Raw genomic sequence first — 21,430 nt, 5'->3', positions numbered from 1 at the left:
CTGAGCCCCGGACCTGGGGCAGGATGGTGCTTCCGTGGAGTGCGCTGGAGGCCCGATGGTCGAGTGGAGTGAGCAACAACCGGTGGGCCGAACCACCGCGGAGCGTGGTCGTCGAGGTCGGCATGCCGCCGTCGTCGCCGTCACCGCCACCCTGATGCTCCTGGTCGGCCTGGTCAGCCCCGTCGCCGCTGTTGCGCCTGACGCTCCGACGGGCAGCGCCATTCCGCAACCAGCCGCACTCACGGCAAATATTGCCTGGACCCCTGCGGCCACTGGAGATCCAGCCACGAGCTTCGTTCTGACGTATACACCTGCGGTTGCTGGTGCTCCTGCCGAGGTCGCCGCGTCACCCGTGAGTATCTCGGGACTCGCCCCGGGCACGACCTACACGGTCGATGTGGCAGCCAAGAACGCCGACGGCACCTCGGCGCCGCTCTCCCGAACGTTCACAACACACAACGTCCCTGGTGCCCCGACCATCGGAACGGCCACCCGCGTCGGGACCACCACTTCTGCCACGGTCGCATTCAGTGCACCGGCCAACAACGGCGGCTCTGCGATCACCGACTACGAGGTCAGCGTCGATGCTGGCGGTTGGACGTCATCCGGATCGACGAGCTCGCCGATCACCGTCAATGGACTCGCAGTCGGCGCGCATACCTTCCGAGTCCGGGCGGTGAACGCCATCGGTACCGGTGCTGCCTCGGCCGCATCGAACTCCGTTGACATCACTGCGCCGCCGTCCGCGCCGGCTGCGCCGAACCTCACGTCTGCGACGGGTGGCGAGAATCAGGCGACGATCGTGTTCACCGCTGGTGCGACGAATGGTGCGACGGTGTCGGGCTATCAGGTGAGTTTCGTCGCCACAGGTGGCGGTGCGGTGTCGAAGACGGTGCAGGTCGGTGCGGCGGGGAGTCATACGGTTCCGGCGTTGGTTGCTGGTACGTACAGCGTGGCGGTGACGGCGCTGGCGACGCCGGCGAACAGCCCAGCGTCGAACTCGCGCTCGATCACCGTGACCGCCCCGCTGGCCAAACCAGGCACGCCGGGCACACCGAACGTCACCAACTCCGGGTCGACGATCAACGTGTCGTGGACAGCGGCCTCGGGCACGGTCGACAACTACTTCGTCGAGCTCGATCGCTCCGGACAGGCAACGCAGACCCGAACCGTGGCCGGGACCAGCGCGTCGTTCGCCAACCAGAGTCCGGGTGACTACACGATCACCGTCACCGCCCGAAACGCCGCGGGCGACGGCCTTCCCTCGAACAAGCAGTTCACGCTGACGCTGGCCGCCTCGGCCGTTCGGAACGTGAACGCCGCAGTCAACTCGTCGAACACGGTCACGATCACTTGGGATCCGCCGGCTGACGATGGTGGTGGTATCGGTGAGTACCGGATCAGCCTGTCGCCGGCGAACGCCAGCGCCAAGACCGTGGCGGGTAACGTCGAGTCCACCTCGTTCTCCGGCCTTCCCTCCGGCAACTACACGGTCTCGGTCGTCGCAGTGAATGCTGCCGGCAACGGCGCAGCGGGCACCGACACCTTCAGCATCGTGGTCGCGCCTGGGTCGCCGTTGAACGTCAAGACCAGTACGGCCTCCACGACGACGGGGACGGTCACGATCACGTGGGATCCGCCGTCGAACAACGGCAACGGCACCATCTCGTCCTACAAGGTCTCGATCGGTGGTCAGACCAAGAATGTGCCCGCTACGAGCGCACGGACTGCGACGTTCAACGGACTCCCGATCGGCACGCTCACTGCCACCGTGATCGCCGTCAACGCTCAAGGTGACAGCCCCGCCGGTTCGTCCGCCGAGTTCCGTTCGCTGCGGCCCGTGCATCCGTTCAGCACCCGAGAGGCGTTTGCTCGCCAGATCTGGCCCGATCTCTTCGGCGTGGCGGCCACGCCGGGTCAGGTCACCGACGTCGCGGCGGGAACCGCTGCTGACGGGTCGAATGCTCCGGCGGTGATCACCGGGCTGATGCAGAGCCCGTCGTTCGAGACCCGCCGTCAGGTGTCCCGCCTCTACTTCGCCTACTTCCTCCGGGTACCCGACGCCTCAGGACAAAAGTACTGGGCCGATCTCATGGACCGAGGGATTCTCGACCTCCAGGGTGTGTCCGACGAGTTCGCGAAGTCGGCCGAGTTCACCAACACCTATGGCGGGCTGAACGACGCCGAGTTCGTGGTGGTCGTCTACAACAACGTGCTCTTGCGCACACCCGACCTCGCCGGTTTCAACTACTGGCTCGGTGAACGCAATCGGGGACTCACCCGGGGTGGTGTGATGACCTGGTTCACCGAGGGCAACGAGTTCAAGGCGCTCAGCCTGCCGGCCATCGACACGTCGCTGGCCCACATCTCGCTCCTCGGTCGGTCGCCGACGCAAGGGGAGTACGCGTTGTGGTTCACCCGGATTCGTGACACCAATGACTCGCTCGAGACGCTGGTCGCCTCGATCTGGGCGTCTGACGAATACGCGGCGCGCATCAAGCCCGACTGAGCGCGAAACCGAGTACTCTTCCCACAACCCGCGGCAAGAGGAGCACCTAGCGTGAGTGTCATCGAGCAGATCCTTGGACGAGAAGTTCTGGATTCCCGAGGAAACCCCACGGTCGAAGTGGAAGTCCTGCTGGAATCGGGGGCCTACGGACGGGCGATCGTGCCGTCTGGTGCCTCCACCGGGCAGTTCGAGGCGGTCGAGCTGCGTGATGGCGGTGATCGCTACATGGGCAAGGGTGTGCTCACGGCGGTGGGCAATGTCAACGCGGCGATCACCAATGCGCTCGTCGGTGTCGATGCGTACAACCAGCGTGAGATCGACGCCATCCTCAACGAACTCGACGGCACGCCGAACAAAGCGAACCTCGGCGCCAATGCCATCCTCGGCGTCTCACTCGCCGTTGCCACTGCGGCGGCCGATGATCTCGATCTTCCGCTCTACCGCTATGTCGGCGGTGCCAACGCCCACGTGTTGCCGGTGCCGATGATGAACGTGCTCAACGGTGGTGAGCACGCCGACAACAACATCGACTTCCAAGAGTTCATGATCATGCCGGTCGGCGCAGCCTCGTTCTCCGAGGCACTGCGCTGGGGCGTCGAGACCTACCACCAGTTGAAGAAGGTGCTCCACGACCGGGGCCTCTCCACCGCCATCGGCGACGAGGGCGGCTTCGCCCCCAACCTCGGCTCCAACGAGGAGGCCCTGCAGCTGTTGATGCACGCCATCGAAGCCGCCGGCCTCACCCCGGGCACCGACATGGCGCTGGCCATGGACGTCGCCTCCACCGAGTTCTACAACGGCTCGGTCTACAACCTCGCGGGCGAGGGTCGTGAGCTGTCGTCGCAGGGGATGGCCGAGCTGCTCCAGGAGCTGGTCAGCAAGTACCCGATCGTCTCGATCGAAGACGGCATGTCCGAGGAAGACTGGGACGGCTGGGCCATTCACACCGCCCTCACGGGCGACCACTGCCAGCTCGTTGGCGACGACCTGTTCGTCACCAACACCGAGCGTCTCCAGCGCGGCATCGACGCCGGCGTCGCCAACGCCATTCTCGTCAAGGTCAACCAGATCGGCTCGCTCACCGAGACCCTCGATGCCGTCTCCCTGGCCACCGCCAGCCGGTACGGCTCGGTCATGTCACACCGCTCGGGCGAGACGGAAGACACCACGATCGCCGACCTCGCCGTGGCCACCAACTGCGGTCAGATCAAGACTGGCGCCCCCGCCCGCTCGGATCGTGTGGCGAAATACAACCAGCTGCTGCGCATCGAGGCCGACCTCGGTGACGCTGCTCGGTATCTCGGAGCCAAGGCCCTTTCTCGGGTCGCCGCCACCACCACCAAGTAGGCGTCGTGGCGAGCAAGCCCACACGCACGGCCGGCAAGCGAGAGCCGCGGTCCGGCACGTCCCGCAACCCGCTCGCGAGCATTGGTGAGCACGTGCCGCCCCGAGTGCGCCGGATGGCTGCGGTCGGCACCGTCTTCGGTGTCTCGGTGATCGTGATCGGAGCGCTCGCCGTGCTGCCCACCCGCACCTGGATGGACCAGCAAAACGAGCGCGAGGCCGTCCAGACCGAACTCGACGAAGTCAACGCCGACCTCGAGCAGCTCGACGCCATGCTCGACCTGCTCGAGACCGACGCCGAGATCGAGCGCCGGGCCCGGGAGAACTTCGACCTCGTCTACCCGGGCGAGGAGAGCTATCGCATTCTCGAGAAGGTCGAAGACTGACCAAGACCTGAGTTAGGCGATACCGATCCGCTCCGGCGCTGTCGCCGCGCTCGTTGCCGGGGATCGGTACCGCCCACGCTGTGGAGGCACCGAGGGCACCAAAACTGACGCTGTCAGGCGCGAGAAGTCGCGAGATTTCTGCAATGTCGTTGCCAAGTCCTCGAACGACTTGGGCAATCGCGTGAAATTCGTGCCACACTCGCCCGGTACATCGAACTCGAACCTATTTGGGGGTTGCCGTGGAGATAACGGTGGAGGTCAACGGAACGAGTCACACCAGTGACGTCGAGCCGCGCACGTTGCTCGTGCACTACATCCGAGACGTCGTGGGCCTGACCGGCACCAACATCGGCTGCGACACGTCCTCGTGCGGCGCCTGCACGTTGCACCTCAACGGCGAAGCCGTGAAGTCCTGCACCGTGCTCGCCGTCCAGGCCGACGGCCAGTCGATCACCACGATCGAGGGTCTGGCGAACGGCGACGAACTCCACCCGATGCAGCAGGCCTTCATGGAGTGCCACGGCCTCCAGTGCGGCTACTGCACACCGGGCATGGTGATGGCATCGGTGTCGCTCCTCGAAGAGGTGCCGAACCCGACCGAGGCCCAGGTCCGTGAGGGCCTGGAAGGCAACTTGTGTCGCTGCACCGGCTATCACAACATCGTGAAGGCCGTCCTCACCGCTGCCGGAGGTGAGAAGTGATTCCCGTCGCTTTCGACTACGAGCGTGCCGGATCGGTCGACGAGGCCCTCGCCCTTCTCGCCGAGCACGGCGACGAAGCCAAGCTCCTCGCCGGTGGCCACTCCTTGCTGCCGATCATGAAGCTGCGTCTCGCCTATCCGTCGGTGCTGGTCGACATCGGCCGGCTCAGCGACCTCTCCTACGTGCGTGACGCCGGCGATCACCTCGCCATCGGTGCCCTCACTCGCCACCGCGACGTCGAGATCAACGACCTCATTCTCGAGCACGCACCGCTGCTGGCCCACGCCACCAGCTTCGTGGGCGACCCGCAGATACGTCACCGCGGCACCCTCGGCGGCTCGCTTGCGCACTCCGACGCCTCCGGCGACCACCCCTCCACCCTCCTCGCCCTCGGCGGGTCGGTGGTGGCCCGCAGCACCGACGGCGAGCGGGTGATCGAAGCCGGTGACCTGTTCGCCGGGTTCCTCGAGTCGAGCCTCGAGCCGACCGAGATGATCACCGAGATCCGCATCCCGAAGCACACCGGCGCCGGCTGGGGTTTCGAGAAGTTCAACCGCCGGGCCCAGGACTGGGCCATCGTGGGTGTGTCGGCGCAAAAGACCGACGACGGCGCCAAGGTCGCCCTCGTCAGCATGCACCCCACGCCCGTACGAGCCACGGCCGTGGAAGCGGCGCTGGCCGGAGGTGCTTCGGCTGCCGAGGCGGCCGAACTCGCAGCCGAAGGCGTCGAGCCGTCGGCCGACCTCAATGCGAGCATCGAGTACCGCCAGCATCTGGCCCGTGTGCTCACCCGCCGGGCGCTCACCAGCGCCGGCATCGCCTGACACCTGCCAACGCCGGTCGGGTCGGGGAGGAGTAGCCTTGCGGTATGCGTGAGATCCTCTCCGACCTCGATCGATGGAAGCGACAGGGCAAGCGCGTCGCCGTTGCCCGAGTCGTCGACATCGAGGGTTCGGGCCCTCGTCTTCCCGGCGCGGCGATGGCGGTCAACGAAGACGGCGACGTCGCCGGATCTGTCAGCGGCGGATGCGTCGAGGGCGCGGTCGTGGTCGAGGCACTGCAGTCGCTCGAAGACGGCTCGCGTCGCATCGTCACGTTCGGCTACTCCGACGACGAGGCCTTCGCCGTCGGGCTCACCTGTGGCGGCACCATCCACCTCTTCATCGAAGAACTGGATTGGTGAGCCATGGCTGACGACGCCCCCATCGACCAGCCGGTATCGCTCTACGACGTACTGCGCACCGCGATCAACAATGAGGACCCGATCGCACTCGCCACGGTCGTGGCCGGTGCCGGCGTGGGGAACAAGATCCTCATGCGACCCGACGAGTCGGCGCTCGGTTCGCTGGGCAACGACGACCTCGATCGGGTGGTCAGTCGAGACCTGCTGGGCGAACTGGCGGCCGGCACCTCGGGAATCCGTCACTACGGCGAACACGGCGAGGCCCGGGAAGAAGCCGTTTCGGTCTTCATCGAGACCTTTGCGCCGCCACCCCACATGCTGATCTTCGGTGCAGTCGACTTCACCGCGTCGCTGTGTCGAGTGGCGAAGGTGCTCGGCTACCGAGTCACCGTGTGTGATGCCCGGGCCGTCTTCGCCACCCGTCAGCGCTTTCCCTACGCCGACGAGGTCGTGGTCGATTGGCCGCATCGTCTGCTCGAGAAGGTCGGCCCCACGCTCGGCCAGCGAGATGCCGTGTGCGTGCTCACCCACGACGCGAAGTTCGACGTGCCGGCGGTGATCGAAGCGCTCAAGACCGATGTCGGCTACCTCGGTGCGATGGGATCGCGACGCACCACCGAGGACCGCAACTCGAGGCTCCGGGCCGAAGGTGTCACCGACGAACAGATCGCACGCATCATGGCGCCGATCGGGCTCGATCTCGGGGCCCGCACCCCCGAGGAGACCGCCATCTCCATCTGTGGGGAGATCATCGCCAAGCGCTCGGGTCGTCTCGCTCCCTCGCTACGAGACACCGAGGGCGACATCCACCGCTGAGCCTCGGGGCGCGGCGGTGCAGTCGGTCCGTTTGGCCCAAGTATTCGGATTCTGACCAAAAACCTTTCGGGCCAGGCTCGATGGCCGATGGACAGGGGTGAGTTCCGCGTCTGGGTCCGGCGGCCCCTTCCAATTCGTGCACCATCTGCGCCTCGGCCAGAAGGTCACGTTGACGATGTTGGCGTCGTGTCTCCCGCTCGTGATCCTCGGCATCCAGGTGGCGAACATCGCCGGCGGCCTGGTCAAGGGCGAGACTCTGAAGGCGGTCGAACTCGCCGCCGAGGTCGAAGCGAACCGGATCGATTCCGAGATCTCGCGGGCCGCTGGTGTGCTGCAGGCTGCAGGATCCGACGCCGAGTTCGTGAAGAACGTCGCCGCTCTCTCCGGAGCTGGACGCAACGAAGCGAACCGAGCCATCCGTGAACGACTCGATCAGCTGCGCCAGCAGACCGATCCCGAGGGCAGCACGGGGATCGCGCTCGCCATCAACTCCACGCTGATCTATCCCGACGCCATCAGCTACTTGTCGCCCGAGTCGACCGATGCCGGCCAGTCCTCGTCGATCGATACCGCCGTCTGGGTCTCACCGCCGTTCGCCGACGACGAGCGGGGCTACCGAGTGTCGATCATCGTCACCGTCAACCAGGGTGCGGCCAATTTCCGGCTCGTCTCGGAGTGGAAGCTCGAGACCCTGCTCTACACGAACAGCGCCACCGATGCGCTGAACCGTGACGCCGATCGCAATCTGCTGCTGTCGAATCCGAACGGCACCAACACCGTGTTGTGGTCTGATGACCCGGCCTACATCGGGCAGCTCATGCCGCTCGACGCCAACCCGACCGCCGGCAACCCGCAGGTGTCGGAGACGGCGAAACCCGACGGCGCCGCCGTCGTTCGGGCCACCGCTCGCTCGGCCAACATCGGCTGGATCGTGGTGATCGACACCGACCCCAGCGTGCTGTTCGCCAAGCTCGGTCGGGTTCGCCTCGGCATCATCGGCGTGTTCATCTCGGCCGGTCTCGTGATCATCTCGGTGATCGCCGTCCTGCTCCGCTCGTTCGTCCAGCGTCTCGCTCGCATGACCGAGCTTGCCGAAGCCGTGGCCGACGGCGATCTGACCGTCCGCACCGGCGATGAGCGCTTCGATGAACTGGGTCGTCTCTCCATGGCGTTCGACGACATGACCGAAGCCCTGGCCCAGGACATCGCCCGCCGGGAACGAGTCGAAGCCCAACTCGCGTACCAGGCGACCCACGACGCCCTCACCGGTCTCCCGAACCGTCAGCAGCTGATCGAGGAACTCGATCGGCTCATGGTCGAGTCCGAGGACCTGGTGAGTGTGCTATTCGTCGACCTCGACGGCTTCAAGGCCGTCAACGACCGACTGGGTCACGGCGCCGGCGACGAACTCCTGGTCCGTGTCGGTGACCGACTTCGTGGCGTGCTGCGCCCGAGCGACTTCGTGGCCCGCCTCGGCGGCGACGAATTCGTGGTGGTCCTGCGTGGCCTCGGACTGCTCGAAGCCGAACGTCTGGCCGAACGCATCGTCGCCGCATTGGAGCTGCCCTTCATCGTCAGCAACGACGAAGCGCAGATCTCCGCTTCGATCGGCGTCTCCTCGGCATCCGACGATCGCTCGACCGAACGACTCATCAAAGAGGCCGACATCGCCATGTACCGGGCGAAGGCCATGGGCAAGGGACGAGCCGTGCGAGTCACGAACGAAACGCTCGCCGCCAACGAGGAACACCTGTCGATCCTCAACGAACTGCGCGAAGCCACCTCGAATGGCCAGCTCGAGCTGCTCCTGTGGCCAATCGCCGACCTGCGTGACGGTGCGCTGCGAGGCCTCGAGTCGACCGTTCGCTGGCGTCACCCCGAACGAGGGCTCCTGGCCCCGGCCGAGTTCATGCCGATGGCCAAGGCAACGGGCACGTCGGGCCAGATCGACGAATGGGTCATCACCGCCTCGATCGCCACGTTCGCCAAGTGGGCCGAAGCCGGCCTGCCGGTGTCCGACCTCGAGATGGCCATCAATCTCACCACCGAGATGTTCCTGTCGAGCCGCTCCCGCCAGCTCATCTCCGGTGAACTCGAACGGCACAAGCTCCGTCCGAGTAACTTCCGGATCGAAGTCCCCGAAGACGTGCTTCGTAGCGACGGCACCGTCCTCCGCCAGGTCTTCGACACCTACCGGGCCATGGGCATGCCCGTGACGCTCGACCGCTTCGGCTCCGATTACGCAAACCTCGATCGTCTTCCACGGTTCGCCATCGACGCCGTCAAGGTCGACCTCAACCTCATCGCCGACCTGTCGAACCGCCTCTCGAGTCGGGCCCTCGTCAGCTCGCTCATCACGCTGGCCAAGACCGCCGGCCTCCGAGTCGCCGCCGCCGGCGTCGACGACGACCTGCTGCGGGAAGAGGTCCTCGAACTCGGCTGCACCACCGGCCAGGGGATGTGGCTGTCCCAAGCTGTCAGCCCCGAAGAAGCCGCCGAAATGCTGCGCACCCGCTACCTGATCGAAGCTGGTTAGGCCTTGGGCCTTCGGCCCTGCGGCCTCGGGCCCCTGGGGGCCCGATTGGTACCGGCTCCGCCGGTGCTTCTTCTCGTTCCGGTCGACACATTCCTCGCTTCGCTCGGGCGTCGACCGGGCCTGCGGCGCTCGCTGGACTCCCTCCGCTGCCGCTGGACCCCCGCTCGGGGTGTCCGACACGGTCCTCGCTGCGCTCGGGTGTCGACCGGGCCTGCGGCGCTCGCTGGACTTCCTCCGCTGCCGCTGGACCTGCGCTCGGGTGTCGACCGGGCCTGCGGCGCCCGCTGGGCCTTCTCCGATGCCGCTGGACCTTCGCTCGGCATTCTGGATGGGGGCGGGGGCGGGAAGTAGGTTCGGGGGATGGACTTTGGGGTGGATCCGGATCATGAGGCGATTCGGGAGGGGGTGCGGCGGGTTTGTGCGCAGTTCGACAACAACTACTGGCGTCGCCACGACGCCGACCATGAGTTCCCGTGGGACTTCTACCAGGCCATGGCCGACGGCGGCTGGATCGGTATTGCGATCCCCGAGGCCTACGGCGGGGGAGGGCGAGGCATCACCGAGGCGTCGATCGTGCTCGAAGAGGTGGCGGCGTCCGGCGCGGCGATGAACGGTTGTAGTGCCATCCACATCTCGATGTTCGGGATCAACCCGATCACCAAGCACGGCACCGAGGAACAGAAGCAGACCTATCTCACACAGGTCGCCGACGGCCGACTGCACGTGGCGTTCGGAGTGACCGAGCCCGACGCCGGGACCGACACCACCTCGATCAAGACCCGGGCCTGGAAGGACGGCGACCACTACGTGGTACGAGGGGCCAAGGTGTGGACCTCCAAGGCCGAGTACTGCCAGAAGGTCCTGCTGCTCGTCCGCACCACCCCGATCGAGGAATGCAAGCGTCGCACCGACGGTCTCACACTGTTGCTCGCCGACCTCCAACGGCCCGAGGTCACGATCACCGCCATCCCGAAGGTCGGCCGCAACGCCGTCGTGTCGTGCGAAACGGTCTACGACGATCTGCCGGTGTCGTTCGATGACCGCATCGGTGAGGAGGGCGAGGGCTTCAAGTACCTGCTCGACGGCCTGAACCCCGAACGGGTGCTGATCGCATCAGAGGCGCTCGGCATCGGACGTGTGGCTATCAAGACGGCCGTCGACTATGCCAACGAGCGCGAGATCTTCGGTCGGCCGATCGGCAAGAACCAGGGTCTGGCCTTCCCACTGGCCGAAGCTCACGCGAGGTTGAACGCAGCCGAGCTCGCCATCCGTGAGGCTTCCTGGCGCTACGACAACGGCCTGCCCTGCGGGGAACAGGCCAACATCGCCAAGTACCTCGCAGCCGACGCCGGTTTCCAGGCAGCAGATTGGGCGATGCAGGTGCACGGCGGGTTCGGCTATGCCAGCGAATACCACGTGGAGCGCTACTGGCGCGAAGCCCGCCTCATGCGGATCGCTCCGGTCAGCCAGGAGATGGTGATGAACTACGTCTCCGAACACGTCCTCGGACTGCCACGTTCGTACTGATGGTCGGGGGACGGCGCATACTGTCGCCATGACGGTTGCTGCGATCATCCTCGCCGCCGGTGCCGGATCCCGGTTCGACGGCGACGGCCACAAACTCCGAGCCGACTTCCGGGGTCGACCGGTCTGCACCTGGGTCTTCGACGCAGTCGCCACGGCATCGTTCAACCAGGTCTACGTGGTCACCGGCGCCGTCGACCTGAGCGACCTCGTGCCCGCCGAGTTCGCGATCGTGCACGCCGACGACTGGGCCGACGGACAGGCCCACACCATCCAGGCCGGTTTGCGCCGGGCCGAAGCCGACGGGCATCGGGCGGTCGTCATCGGCCTGGCCGATCAACCCCTCGTGCCGGCCTCGGCGTGGCGGTCGGTCGGCGCGTCGATGGGCGACATCGTCGTGGCGACCTTCGACGGCCAGCGGCGGCCGCCCGTCAAGTTCGAGCGGTCGGCGTGGCCGCTCCTACCGACAAGCGGCGACGAGGGCGCTCGCAGCGTGCTTCGTACTCACCGAGAGCGTGTTTCCGAGGTAGCGTGCACGGGGAACCCGATCGACATCGACACGCAGAAGGACCTCGCCCAATGGAGCTGACCAACGAGTTCAACATCGACCGCCCGATCGACGACACCTGGCGCATCCTGAACGACCTGGAGTTCATCGCTCCCTGCATGCCGGGTGCCCAGCTCCAAGAAATCGAAGGCGACGAGTACCGCGGCATCGTCAAGATCAAGGTCGGCCCCATCACCGCCAAGTACGCGGGCAAGGCCAGCTTCATCGAGCAGAACGAGCCGGCGAAGACCGCCAAGCTGAAGGCCGAGGGGCGCGATCCTCGCCAGGGCAATGCGAACGCCCTGATCACCGCCACCATGGAGTCGGTCTCCGACACGGTCACCACGGTCAAGATCCACACCGACCTCAGCCTCAGCGGCAAGATCGCCAGCTTCGGTCGCGGTGCTATCGAAGACGTCTCGAAGAAGATCCTCACCCAGTTCTCCGACAACCTGCGTGACAAGCTCGAAGCCGGCGAGGCCCCCACCGCCGAGACGACCGACGCCGCTCCCGCTGCGGAAGCCGCGTCAACCGACACCGCCGCGCCTGCCGCCGACGCCTCGGCTGCTGCGCCCGCCGCCGACGCCGCTGCTGGCACGCCGGCCGCTGCTTCCTCGGCTGCGCCAGCCGCCGAGACGCCCGGCGAGAGCAAGGTCCGCAAGATCGAGTCGCCCGAACCCAAGCCGGTCGACATCCTCGCCGTCACCGGCGACTCGGTTGCCAAGCGAGTGGCCCCGGTCATCGGCGCCGTCGTGCTGCTCATCTTGCTGAAGATCCTCCTTGGCCGCCGGGGCTGATCGCACGCACCGCCCGACCGGATGACGGAGCCACTCGACGACATCACTGTGGTGACGCGCCTCATCGGCCGACCGCCGATGGGGGCCTTCGAGGTCGTCGTTCGGCGCGCCGACGGCAGCCCCGTGGTGCTCGAGAACGAACCGTTGCTCGAGTCGGGCCGTCCGATGCCCACCCGGTACTGGTTGGCCGATCGCGCCCTCAACAAGGCGATCGGTCAGCTCGAATCGACCGGGGGCGTGAAGCAGGCCGAGGAAGCGGTCGGATTGGCCGCCATCCGTGTCGCCCATGACGCCTACGAAGCCGCCCGCGACGCCCTGATTCCCGACGACCACACCGGACCCCGCCCCTCGGCCGGAGTCGGCGGCACCCGCGAGGGCGTGAAGTGCCTGCACGCCCACTACGCGAACTTCCTGGTCGACGGCGTCGATCCCGTCGGCCGTTGGGTGCACGAACGGCTCGAGTCGGTCGGCAAGGCGTTCGATCCGGCCAAACCCGGCATCGTGTCGACGTGGGACCAAATCGAATGACCGTTCCGGTCGCCGTGGTCGACCTCGGCACCATCACCACTCGATTGCTCGTCGTCGACGCCAATGGCGTGCCGGTCGTGCGGGAACAACCGGTCACTCGTATGGGTGCCGACCTTCCCGCCACCGGGCGGATCGGTGCCGGCGGTCTCGAGCGGGTCGAGGCCGCGCTCGAACAGCACCGCACCACGATCCGCTCGCATGGCGTCACCGACGTCTGGGCCATCGCCACGTCAGCTGCGCGCGACGCGGCCGACCGGTCAGATCTCGCCGAGCTCGTCGACCGCACGCTCGGTGTCCCACTCGACATCATCGACGGAGCGGCCGAAGGCCGTCTGGCCTTTGCCGGCGCCACGGCGGCTCGTGCCGCAGCCGATCCCACCGCACTGTTCGTGGTCATCGACATCGGTGGGGGATCCACCGAGTTCACCTACGGCAACGCCAGCGACGGTGTGCTCGGCGTGTACTCGATCGACGTGGGAGCCAGTCGCGTCACCTCGACCTACCTCGAGAGCGACCCGCCACACGCTGCTGAACTGTCGGCGGCGCTGTCGGTCGTCCAGCTCCATCTCGACGACGTTGTTCGTGAGATGCCGAGCCTGCTCGCCGCCATCAGTTCGGGGACCGTGGTCGGTGTCGGCGGCACCATCACGACGGTCGGTGCCGTCGAGATCGGTCTACTCGACGACGATCGAAGCGCACTCGAGTGGTTCCCCCTGTCGGTCGAGGCGGTCGAAGACGTGTTTCGCACCCTGGCCACGGAGCCGCGAGACGCCCGGCGCTACAATCCAGGCCTCCCCGAGAACCGGGTGGACCTGATCGTCGGGGGTTGCTGCGTGCTGGTGGAAACAATGCGTCACCTGGGCATCGGTGAGATCGTCGTGACCGAGTTCGACCTGCTCGATGGGGCGGCTGCCGCCCTTCGGGAACGACTCGGGGCCAGCACGTGGTAGCGCTCAACACCACCCTCATCGGCCGTCGGATCGTGCTCCGCCCACTCCGGCCCGAAGACTTCCCCAACTGGCGAGAAGTTCGGCGTCGCAACGCCGAGTGGCTCACCAAGTGGGAGCCGAGCCGCCTCCCCGGTTCGCCCGACGTGATCGAAGACCGGTCGGCGTTCTCGCTCCGCTGCCACGCCCGCGAGCGGGAATGGCAGCTCGGCGCCGGCTACGGGTTCGGGGTCTTCGTCGGTGGGCAGTTCGCCGGCGAAGTGAACCTCAACTCGGTGCAGCGAGGACCCTTCCAGAACGCCTACGTCGGCTATTGGGTCGACGAGGCCCAGGCCGGCCAGGGCTTCATTCCCGAGGGGGTGGCGCTCGTGTGTCGCTTCGCCTTCGAGACGCTCGGCCTGCATCGCCTGCAGATCTCGATCGTGCCCCGCAACGCCGCCTCCCGGCGCGTCGTCGAAAAGCTCAGCATCCGAGCCGAAGGGGTTGCCGAGCGCTACCTCGAGATCAACGGCACGTGGGAAGACCACATCCGCTTCGCGATCACCTCCGAGGAGTGGACCGAGCGCCGCCCCGACTTCGAGAAGTACTGGCTCTAACCCCTACTTCTTGGTGGAGATGCGGGCCTTGAGTTTGGCCAGCTGCGCCTGGAACGCCGGCTGGCGGGTCGACCACGACTGCGGGCCGAGCTCGTAGTTCACCGCAGCATCTTGGGTGCCGAGCGCCACGATGTCGCGCAGGCTCTCCTTGGTGCGCAGCACGAGTTCGCGGGGCACGTCGGCCAGGCGCTCGGCCATCTTCTGCGCCTCGGCCAGCAGCTGATCGTCGGGGAAGCACTTGTAGGCCAGGCCGACTCGCTCGGCCTCGGGGCCGTCGAGGATTTCGCCGAAGATCACCGCAGCCGCCGTGGCCTGAGGGCCGGCGATCCGGTTGTACATCCAGGTGTGGCCACCGCCGGGGTGGATGCCGATCTGGAGGAAGCGGTCGTCGAACTTGGCCGACACACCGGCGAGTCGCACATCACAGATCAGCGCGAGGTTCATACCGGCACCGACCGCGGCCCCGTTGACGGCAGCGATCGTCGGCAGCGGTGAGCGGCCGACCCGGAGGAATCCCTCGTAGATGGCGAGTAGGCCTTCCTCGGCCGACTCGCCGAGATGCGTGAGGTCGGCACCGGCGCAGAACGCAGGGGCGGCGCCAGTCACCACCAGCGACTTGATGCTCTCGTCGGCTTCGAGCTCATCGAGTGCCTCGGCGACTTCATCGCACATCGCAAGCGTGACGGCGTTGCGGCGATCGGGGTCGTTGAGCGTGAGCGTGGCGACGGAGTTGGCAACGGAAACGGTGACGAGACTCATGGGCGATGATTCTGCCAGGTGTTGGCAGCGACGACCCAATGTCGCCGGTGTTGTTGCCAGTCAGTGTCGCCAGTCAGTGTCGCCAGTCAGTGTCGTCAGTCGGCGGCGGTCGGCGTCAGCGCAGGTCGAGCTCGCCGCCGCCGTCGCGATCGGTGTCGCGATCGCTGTCCCGCCTGCTCCCACGCTCGGGTCGGGAGCCGGTCGAGGCCATGGTCGCGGCATGGATGGCGGCGATGGTCGCGTCGCCGATCTCCTTGAGCGTCGACATGAGGGTGTCGAGGTGGCGATGATCCTCGGGCAGGTCGTGGTGGTAGGCCCAGATCGTGATCGCCGACTCGATGGCAGCGGCATCACTCACCCGGATCGAGACGAACCGACGTGATTCTTCGTACGCAAAACCTTGGTCGGCGAGAAAGGCGCGCATCAGCGCAGTCTTGACCGGCTGATCGGCCGGGATCGGGATGTCGATCCACTCGTCATGGGCGGCGCCGCTGGCGGCAAGGGGAGCGGCGACTTGACCGGCGAGGATGGCACCGGGACCGATCTGGAACGGGAAATCGCAGGTCGGACAGGTGGTGAACCACAGTTCTCGAGGGCCGTCACACGATGGACAGAACGCGGCGTCGCCGCTGTCAGGACGGTTCCTCATGGGCGTTGCATCGGCGCGATCGTCCTACTTCTGAAGCAGAAGTCGCAACGATGGGTCGAACGGACCGATTGGGGGCGGCATGGCCAAGCGATGCCGGCCGCCCTAGCCTGATTCCCGTGACCCATCGACTCCGGCCGCTGTTGCTCGCGTCCGGCTCGCCGAGGCGGCGAGAACTGCTCGAATCGGTGCTGGGCACCATCGACATCCAGGCTGCCGACATCGACGAAACGCCTCGTCACGGCGAGGCCGCCGCCGACCTCGTGGTACGTCTGGCGGTCGAGAAGGCCCAGGCCGTCGCGGCCCGCCATCCGTCGCGCACGGTCGTCGCTGCCGACACCGTGGTCGTCGTCGACGAGCTTGTCCTCGGCAAGCCGGTCGATCGCTCCGATGCCGCATCGATGCTGCGTCGCCTCTCGGGACGCACCCACCAGGCGATCACCGGGTTGGCAGTCACCGCCGACGACCGGATCGAATGCGCCACCGAGGTGACCGACGTGGTGTTCCGACCGATTGGCGATGCCGACATCGAGTGGTACCTGGCGTCGGGCGAGGCCGACGACAAAGCCGGGGCCTACGGCATCCAGGGCCGGGCGGCGCTGTTCGTGGAGCGGATCGCCGGCTCGTACCAGAACGTAGTGGGGTTGCCACTGGCGGCCGTCGATGCTGTGATGCGTTCCATGGGCTTTGCCTTGCTCGAGTTCGAGCAGCCCGCTCGATCGGCTCGGGTCGACTGATGCCGAACGGGAGCGACGACACGATCCCGGTGGTCGACGAACCGACCGCCCGGCCTGTCGCCGAGTCTGCCGGTTTCGACATCGGCGGCATCATCAAGCGCGGCGTCTTCCTGGCGCTTGGAGCGTTGTCGCTCTACCTGCTCCACCCGAAGTTCATCGAGGTCGTCTCGTCGGCCGAACGACTCCGCACCATCCACGCCCGGTGGTTCGTGGTCATGTTGGTCATGGAGGCCATCAGCTTCGCCTGCACCTGGTGGCTCATCCGCATCGTGCTGCCCAGCGTCTCCTGGTTCGTCGCTGCCACCAGCCAGCTCTGCGCCAATGCCGTCAGCCGCGTGGTGCCCGGCGCTGCGGCCGTTGGTGGCGCCACCCTGTACCGGATGCTGTCGGTCAGCGGTGTCAGCGCGGCCGAGGCCGGCGGAGCGCTGGCGGCCACCTCGATCCTCTCGACTGCTGCGCTCTTCGCCATCCCTGCCACGGCCCTCTTGATCGCCCTGCTCGGCGCGCCGGTGCCCGAGAGTCTGTGGCCGGCCGCTGTCGCCGGCGGCGTGATGTTCGTCGTGCTGGTTGGTGCCGGCTCGATCGCGGCGGCGTTCGACCGACCGCTCCTCGTACTCGGGCGGGCGATCAATGCCGTCGTGGTCCCGGTCTCCTCCCGCCTGCACCGACCCAGGAGCCTCCATCCCCAGCACTTGCTCGACGAGCGTGACCGGCTCCGTAGCGTGGTCGACGCCGCCTGGGGTCGATCGATCGTCGCCGCTGCCGGGAACTGGGCATTCGACTATCTCGCCCTGATCTCGGCGCTCTACGGCGTCGGGGCCAACCCCCGACTCAGCCTCGTGCTCCTCGCCTACGCCGGCGCCCAAGTGCTGGCGATGATCCCGTTGACGCCCGGTGGGTTCGGGTTCGTCGAGGCCGGGCTGCTGTACCTCCTCGTGATCTCCGGTATTTCGACCCAAGACGCCGCGCTCGCCACCGCGGCCTACCGGGCAGTCTCGTTGCTCTTCCCGATCCTGCTCGGAGCTCCCGCGTTCCTCGCCTATCGCGCTCGGTTCAAACTGCAGCCCGGCGACTAGCAGGGCGCGGAAAATCGGCTTGTAGCGGCGGTTCTGGTCGGGATCGGTAGGGCTGGCTGGTTCTCGTGGCCCTGGGCTGGCCGGAGGACCGGCTCGGGTAGCTGTCGGGGCCCTGGCTTCAGGCTGGTGTGGCGGTGTCGAGGGCGCAGATCCGGATCAGGTTGTAGGTCGCTGCCTCGATCTTGAGCCAGGCCCGGTTCTTGGTCTGGCCGATGTAGCGGAGCTTGCGGCCCGCCCCGACGGTCTTGATCCAACCGAAGGGTTCCTCCACGCGTTTCCGGATCCGCAGCGACGTGCGGTAGCCCTCGTGCCGGGTGGTGCGGCCATCGATCGCGGAGCGACGATTCGAGGTGTTCTGCGCGACATGCGGGGTGAACCCCAACTCCCGGACTCCGGCCACGAAGTCTTTGGTGTCATAGCTCTTGTCCGCCGCCACGGTCCGACGCCGACCCGATGCCGGCAACCGTTTGAGCATCTCGGTCGCGCAGTCCCGCTCGGCGTAACCGGTCGCTTGGGTCAGCTCGACATCGACGATCAGGCCGGACCGGTTCTCGATCAACAGATGCCCCATGTAGGACAGCTCTGCTGCGGCGTTGGAAGACTTCCGGAACAGCATCGCTTCGGGATCGGTCGTGGAGGTGTGGGTCTTGTTCGATCGCCGCTGGCCTTTGAAGTCGACCTCGGCGTTGCGGCCCTTGAACCCGTTCCCGTCGCCGTCGTCGTCGGACCTGTCGTTGGGTTTGAAGCTCTTGTTCGATGCCCACGCCTGCAACAGCGTGCCGTCCACGCTGAAGTGTTCCGAGGAGGTGTAGCGCCGCAACCTGGCCTGGGCGACGACGGCGGCGAAGAACTCGTCCGCGATCGCATGATCCAACAGGCGTTGACGGTTCTTGGTGAACGTGGTCGGATCGAACGCCCGATCATCGATCGCCATGTCGAGGAACCACTTGAACAACATGTCGTAGTTCAACCGTTCACAGAACGCCCGCTCGGAACGGATCGAGTAGAGCGCCATCAACACCGTCGCCTTCAACAGGGTCTCGGGCGGCACGCTGCGGCGGCCCGAGTCCGCGTACATGGCATCGAACCGGTCATCCATGCCAGCCAGGACTTCGTCGACCACAGCCCGGATCCGGCGGATCGGATGATCGGTCGGGATCAGGTCCTCGGTCGAGAGCGACGACAACATCGACAACTGGCGATCAGGCGTTCCACGCATACCCACCAGTATTTTCGATCCCCGCCCAGAACGCGAGCCCCAATCAGACGAACTTCAGCACCCTGCTAGGGTTCGGCCGGTATGGCTGAACTCACGATTGCCCAGATCTGGCGGTACCCGGTCAAGTCGCTCGGCGGCGAGCGCCTCGACGAGGTCGAGATCACCGACACCGGCCTCCACGGGGACCGCGGGTGGGGACTCCTCCACGTGGCCTCCGGCAAGATCCTGACCGCTCGCCGACGGCCGGAGCTGCTGTTCGCGTCGGCGAAGCTCGTCGACGGCCGGCCCGAGATCATACTGCCTGATGGATCGGTGGCCGGCGACGACGCTGCGCTGTCGGCGTGGCTCGGCGAGCCGATCGAGCTGCGCCGCGCCGGCGCCGACACGTCGGGCACCTTCGAGTCGCCGACCGACGCCGAGCACGAAGACGCCGCTCCCTGGGTGTCGTGGTCGGGGCCGACCGGCTCGTTCCACGATTCCACGAAGTCGCGAGTGTCGATGGTCAGCACCACCTCGCTCGGTGAGTGGGACATCCGCCGATTCCGCACCAACCTCGTGCTCGACGGCTCCGGCGAGGACGACCTGGTCGGCAGCAATGTGCGCATCGGCTCGAGCGCAACACTGGTGATGAACAAGCCGATCGATCGATGCGTGATGATCACCCGACCACAGCCGGGCCTCGAACGCGATCTCGACGTGCTGCGGACGATCAATGCCGAACGCGGCTCGAACCTGTCCGTTGGCGGCAACGTGCTCGCCTCTGGCACCATCCGACTCGGCGACGCCGTGACGGCGCAGCCCGCCTGACCCCGGAGGACCCGAGATGAACACTGGCGAGATGAACACTGGCTCGACGAACACGCTGCCCCTCACCATGTCGCACTGGCAGGCCACCGCCGATCTGCCGGTCGAGGAACTGACCGTCGGCGACATGCTGCGCTCGGCGGTGGCCTCGGCCCCGGATCGCACCGCCCTCATGGCCGGCGTCCACGACCCGGCGGCACGACGGAAGTGGACCTACACCGAGTTGCTGGCCGATGCCGAGCGGTGCGCCCGTGCCCTCCTCGCTCGCTTCGAAAAGGGCGAACGGGTGGCGATCTGGGCACCGAACGTTCCCGAATGGGTCGTCCTCGAACTCGGTGCCGGTCTGGCCGGGGTCGTCCTCGTCACCGTCAACCCGGCGTTCCAGGCCCGTGAGGTCGCCTACGTGCTCACGCAGTCGCGAGCGGCAGGGATCTTCGTGCTGCCCGAGTTCCGCGGCAACCCCATGCTCGCCACCCTCGAGTCGGTCCGACCCGAGCTGAGCGAACTGCGGGAGGTGATCCGACTCGACGAGTGGGACGACTTCATGGCCTCGGCCCCCGACGACACCGAACTGCCCGTCATCACTCCCGACGACCCGGCGCAGATCCAATACACCTCGGGCACCACCGGGTTCCCCAAGGGTGCGCTGCTGCACCACCGAGGCATCTGCAACAACGGCAAGCACACCGCGATCCTCGGTGGCGGTCCCAAGGGTTGCGCCTGGGCCAACCCGATGCCCCTGTTCCACACCGGTGGCTGCGTGCTCGGTACCCTTGGCGCCCTGGCACTCGAAGCCACCCACATCCCGGTGCTGATGTTCGACCCGGCCCTCGTGCTCGAGCTCATCGAGTCCGAGAAGGTGGCGATCATGGGCGGGGTACCCACCATGTTGGTGGCGCTGATGGAGCATCCCGACTTCGCCGCACGCGACTTGTCCTCGATGACCACCATCGTGTCGGGCGGCTCGACCGTGCCGGCGCCGCTGGTCCGCCGGATCGAGGAGACGCTCGGGGTCGACTTCGTCATCGTGTTCGGCCAGACCGAGTGTTCACCCGTGGCATCGATGACCCGCCCCTCCGACTCGGCCGAAGACAAGGGCGGCACGATCGGTGTGGCCATGCCACAGACCGAGATCAAGATCGTCGATCCCGAGACCGGCGACGTGGTCCCCATCGGCGAGATCGGTGAGTACCTCACCCGCGGCTATCACGTGATGCACGGCTACTTCGAGATGCCCGAGGCCACCGCCGAGGCGATCGACGCCGACGGCTGGCTCCACACCGGCGACCTCTGCGCCATGGACGAGCGGGGCTACTGCACGGTCGAGGGGCGTCTGAAGGACATGATCATCCGGGGCGGCGAGAACATCTATCCCCGCGAGCTCGAGGATCTGCTCTTCGCTCGCGACGATGTGGCCGAAGTCGCCGTCGTCGGTCTGCCCGACGACCGGTTCGGCGAGGTGGTCGGCGCGTTCATCCGCCCGGCGCCGGGCACCGAGCTCGACAAGGCGGCGTTGTTCGCCCACCTGCGTGAGCACCTCGCTCCCCACAAGACCCCGGCCCACTGGTTCTCGCTCGAGGAGTTCCCGCTCACCGGCTCGGGCAAGATCCAGAAGTTCAAGCTCCGCGATGACTGGACCAAGGGCGAGTACGAGTCCCTCTGACACCGACGGCTAGCGTCGCCCCCGGTTTCTGTGCGTCATTCTCACCGCAAATCCCGTTCTGTGCGTCAAAGTTCCCGCAGCCGGGAAGTGTGACGCACAGATCGGGTGGGGC

21 protein-coding genes are annotated in these 21,430 nt (G+C 66.8%); 18 read left to right on the top strand and 3 right to left on the bottom strand.

What is annotated here, in order from left to right; translation table 11 throughout:
* The first annotated feature begins 82 nt into the window (after positions 1-82).
* The 14 genes from R2733_02090 to R2733_02025 all read left to right on the top strand — a co-directional run bounded on the left by R2733_02090 (position 83) and on the right by R2733_02025 (position 14,414).
* On the top strand, positions 83-2,509 hold the full coding sequence (locus R2733_02090) for a fibronectin type III domain-containing protein (GenBank protein ID MEZ5375270.1): 2,427 nt from the start codon (positions 83-85) through the stop codon (positions 2,507-2,509).
* Between the two features lie 51 nt (positions 2,510-2,560).
* The gene (eno, locus tag R2733_02085) at positions 2,561-3,856 is read left to right on the top strand and encodes a phosphopyruvate hydratase (protein ID MEZ5375269.1); all 1,296 of its coding nucleotides are present in this window, start codon (positions 2,561-2,563) and stop codon (positions 3,854-3,856) included.
* A 5-nt stretch (positions 3,857-3,861) separates the two neighbouring features.
* Positions 3,862-4,239 carry a septum formation initiator family protein gene (locus tag R2733_02080; protein MEZ5375268.1) on the top strand — a complete coding sequence of 126 codons (378 nt, stop codon included), beginning with the start codon at positions 3,862-3,864 and terminating at the stop codon, positions 4,237-4,239.
* Positions 4,240-4,478: 239 nt separating this feature from the next.
* Positions 4,479-4,940 carry a (2Fe-2S)-binding protein gene (locus tag R2733_02075; protein ID MEZ5375267.1) on the top strand — a complete coding sequence of 154 codons (462 nt, stop codon included), beginning with the start codon at positions 4,479-4,481 and terminating at the stop codon, positions 4,938-4,940.
* Positions 4,937-5,764 (top strand): xanthine dehydrogenase family protein subunit M, encoded by an 828-nt coding sequence (locus R2733_02070; protein MEZ5375266.1) that lies wholly within the window; start codon positions 4,937-4,939, stop codon positions 5,762-5,764. The genes R2733_02075 and R2733_02070 overlap by 4 nt, the downstream gene beginning before the upstream one ends.
* Before the next feature lie 44 nt (positions 5,765-5,808).
* Positions 5,809-6,123 carry an XdhC family protein gene (locus R2733_02065; GenBank protein MEZ5375265.1) on the top strand — a complete coding sequence of 105 codons (315 nt, stop codon included), beginning with the start codon at positions 5,809-5,811 and terminating at the stop codon, positions 6,121-6,123.
* Between the two features lie 3 nt (positions 6,124-6,126).
* Entirely contained in the window at positions 6,127-6,939 is an 813-nt protein-coding gene (locus R2733_02060) for an XdhC/CoxI family protein (protein ID MEZ5375264.1), read from the top strand.
* A 97-nt stretch (positions 6,940-7,036) separates the two neighbouring features.
* Entirely contained in the window at positions 7,037-9,475 is a 2,439-nt protein-coding gene (locus tag R2733_02055) for an EAL domain-containing protein (protein MEZ5375263.1), read from the top strand.
* Between the two features lie 360 nt (positions 9,476-9,835).
* Positions 9,836-11,002 carry an acyl-CoA dehydrogenase family protein gene (locus R2733_02050; protein ID MEZ5375262.1) on the top strand — a complete coding sequence of 389 codons (1,167 nt, stop codon included), beginning with the start codon at positions 9,836-9,838 and terminating at the stop codon, positions 11,000-11,002.
* Between the two features lie 28 nt (positions 11,003-11,030).
* Complete coding sequence (locus tag R2733_02045; GenBank protein ID MEZ5375261.1) at positions 11,031-11,588, top strand: nucleotidyltransferase family protein; 558 nt, start codon at positions 11,031-11,033, stop codon at positions 11,586-11,588.
* Positions 11,579-12,343 carry an SRPBCC family protein gene (locus tag R2733_02040; protein MEZ5375260.1) on the top strand — a complete coding sequence of 255 codons (765 nt, stop codon included), beginning with the start codon at positions 11,579-11,581 and terminating at the stop codon, positions 12,341-12,343. The genes R2733_02045 and R2733_02040 overlap by 10 nt, the downstream gene beginning before the upstream one ends.
* A gap of 21 nt (positions 12,344-12,364) precedes the next feature.
* On the top strand, positions 12,365-12,871 hold the full coding sequence (locus R2733_02035) for a DUF501 domain-containing protein (GenBank protein MEZ5375259.1): 507 nt from the start codon (positions 12,365-12,367) through the stop codon (positions 12,869-12,871).
* On the top strand, positions 12,868-13,821 hold the full coding sequence (locus R2733_02030) for a hypothetical protein (protein ID MEZ5375258.1): 954 nt from the start codon (positions 12,868-12,870) through the stop codon (positions 13,819-13,821). The genes R2733_02035 and R2733_02030 overlap by 4 nt, the downstream gene beginning before the upstream one ends.
* Entirely contained in the window at positions 13,815-14,414 is a 600-nt protein-coding gene (locus R2733_02025) for a GNAT family protein (protein MEZ5375257.1), read from the top strand. Before R2733_02030 ends, R2733_02025 begins: the two co-directional genes overlap by 7 nt.
* 3 nt (positions 14,415-14,417) lie before the next feature.
* On the opposite strand, the gene R2733_02020 is transcribed toward R2733_02025, so the two are convergent.
* Positions 14,418-15,173 carry an enoyl-CoA hydratase gene (locus R2733_02020; protein MEZ5375256.1) on the bottom strand — a complete coding sequence of 252 codons (756 nt, stop codon included), beginning with the start codon at positions 15,171-15,173 and terminating at the stop codon, positions 14,418-14,420.
* 115 nt (positions 15,174-15,288) lie between these two features.
* Positions 15,289-15,822 carry a hypothetical protein gene (locus R2733_02015; protein MEZ5375255.1) on the bottom strand — a complete coding sequence of 178 codons (534 nt, stop codon included), beginning with the start codon at positions 15,820-15,822 and terminating at the stop codon, positions 15,289-15,291.
* Between the two features lie 116 nt (positions 15,823-15,938).
* On the opposite strand from R2733_02015, the gene R2733_02010 reads away from it, so the two are divergent.
* Complete coding sequence (locus tag R2733_02010) at positions 15,939-16,556, top strand: Maf family protein (GenBank protein ID MEZ5375254.1); 618 nt, start codon at positions 15,939-15,941, stop codon at positions 16,554-16,556.
* On the top strand, positions 16,556-17,632 hold the full coding sequence (locus tag R2733_02005) for a lysylphosphatidylglycerol synthase transmembrane domain-containing protein (protein ID MEZ5375253.1): 1,077 nt from the start codon (positions 16,556-16,558) through the stop codon (positions 17,630-17,632). The genes R2733_02010 and R2733_02005 overlap by 1 nt, the downstream gene beginning before the upstream one ends.
* A 118-nt stretch (positions 17,633-17,750) precedes the next feature.
* On the opposite strand, the gene R2733_02000 is transcribed toward R2733_02005, so the two are convergent.
* A complete protein-coding gene (locus R2733_02000) occupies positions 17,751-18,851 on the bottom strand; it encodes an IS5 family transposase (protein MEZ5375252.1) in 1,101 nt (366 codons plus the stop codon).
* Between the two features lie 81 nt (positions 18,852-18,932).
* On the opposite strand from R2733_02000, the gene R2733_01995 reads away from it, so the two are divergent.
* Positions 18,933-19,658, top strand: a complete 726-nt coding sequence (locus tag R2733_01995; protein MEZ5375251.1) for an MOSC N-terminal beta barrel domain-containing protein — start codon at positions 18,933-18,935, stop codon at positions 19,656-19,658.
* Positions 19,659-19,689: 31 nt separating this feature from the next.
* The gene (locus R2733_01990) at positions 19,690-21,318 is read left to right on the top strand and encodes an AMP-binding protein (GenBank protein MEZ5375250.1); all 1,629 of its coding nucleotides are present in this window, start codon (positions 19,690-19,692) and stop codon (positions 21,316-21,318) included.
* Positions 21,319-21,430: the final 112 nt, after the last annotated feature.

The organism is Acidimicrobiales bacterium (assembly GCA_041394265.1).
Taxonomy (GTDB): Bacteria; Actinomycetota; Acidimicrobiia; order Acidimicrobiales; family SZUA-35; genus JBBQUN01.
This window is presented reverse-complemented; position numbering and strand designations above follow the sequence as displayed.

Bases quoted from the DNA above. Each gene is read 5' to 3' on its own strand.
- R2733_02020 (MEZ5375256.1), bottom strand. From the start codon at position 15,173: ATGAGTCTCGTCACCGTTTCCGTTGCCAACTCCGTCGCCACGCTCACG.
- R2733_01990 (MEZ5375250.1), top strand. From the start codon at position 19,690: ATGAACACTGGCTCGACGAACACGCTGCCCCTCACCATGTCGCACTGG.
- R2733_02000 (MEZ5375252.1), bottom strand. From the start codon at position 18,851: ATGCGTGGAACGCCTGATCGCCAGTTGTCGATGTTGTCGTCGCTCTCG.
- R2733_02040 (MEZ5375260.1), top strand. From the start codon at position 11,579: ATGGAGCTGACCAACGAGTTCAACATCGACCGCCCGATCGACGACACC.
- R2733_02045 (MEZ5375261.1), top strand. From the start codon at position 11,031: ATGACGGTTGCTGCGATCATCCTCGCCGCCGGTGCCGGATCCCGGTTC.
- R2733_02065 (MEZ5375265.1), top strand. From the start codon at position 5,809: ATGCGTGAGATCCTCTCCGACCTCGATCGATGGAAGCGACAGGGCAAG.
- R2733_02050 (MEZ5375262.1), top strand. From the start codon at position 9,836: ATGGACTTTGGGGTGGATCCGGATCATGAGGCGATTCGGGAGGGGGTG.
- R2733_02005 (MEZ5375253.1), top strand. From the start codon at position 16,556: ATGCCGAACGGGAGCGACGACACGATCCCGGTGGTCGACGAACCGACC.
- R2733_01995 (MEZ5375251.1), top strand. From the start codon at position 18,933: ATGGCTGAACTCACGATTGCCCAGATCTGGCGGTACCCGGTCAAGTCG.
- R2733_02035 (MEZ5375259.1), top strand. From the start codon at position 12,365: ATGACGGAGCCACTCGACGACATCACTGTGGTGACGCGCCTCATCGGC.
- R2733_02015 (MEZ5375255.1), bottom strand. From the start codon at position 15,822: ATGAGGAACCGTCCTGACAGCGGCGACGCCGCGTTCTGTCCATCGTGT.
- R2733_02030 (MEZ5375258.1), top strand. From the start codon at position 12,868: ATGACCGTTCCGGTCGCCGTGGTCGACCTCGGCACCATCACCACTCGA.
- R2733_02060 (MEZ5375264.1), top strand. From the start codon at position 6,127: ATGGCTGACGACGCCCCCATCGACCAGCCGGTATCGCTCTACGACGTA.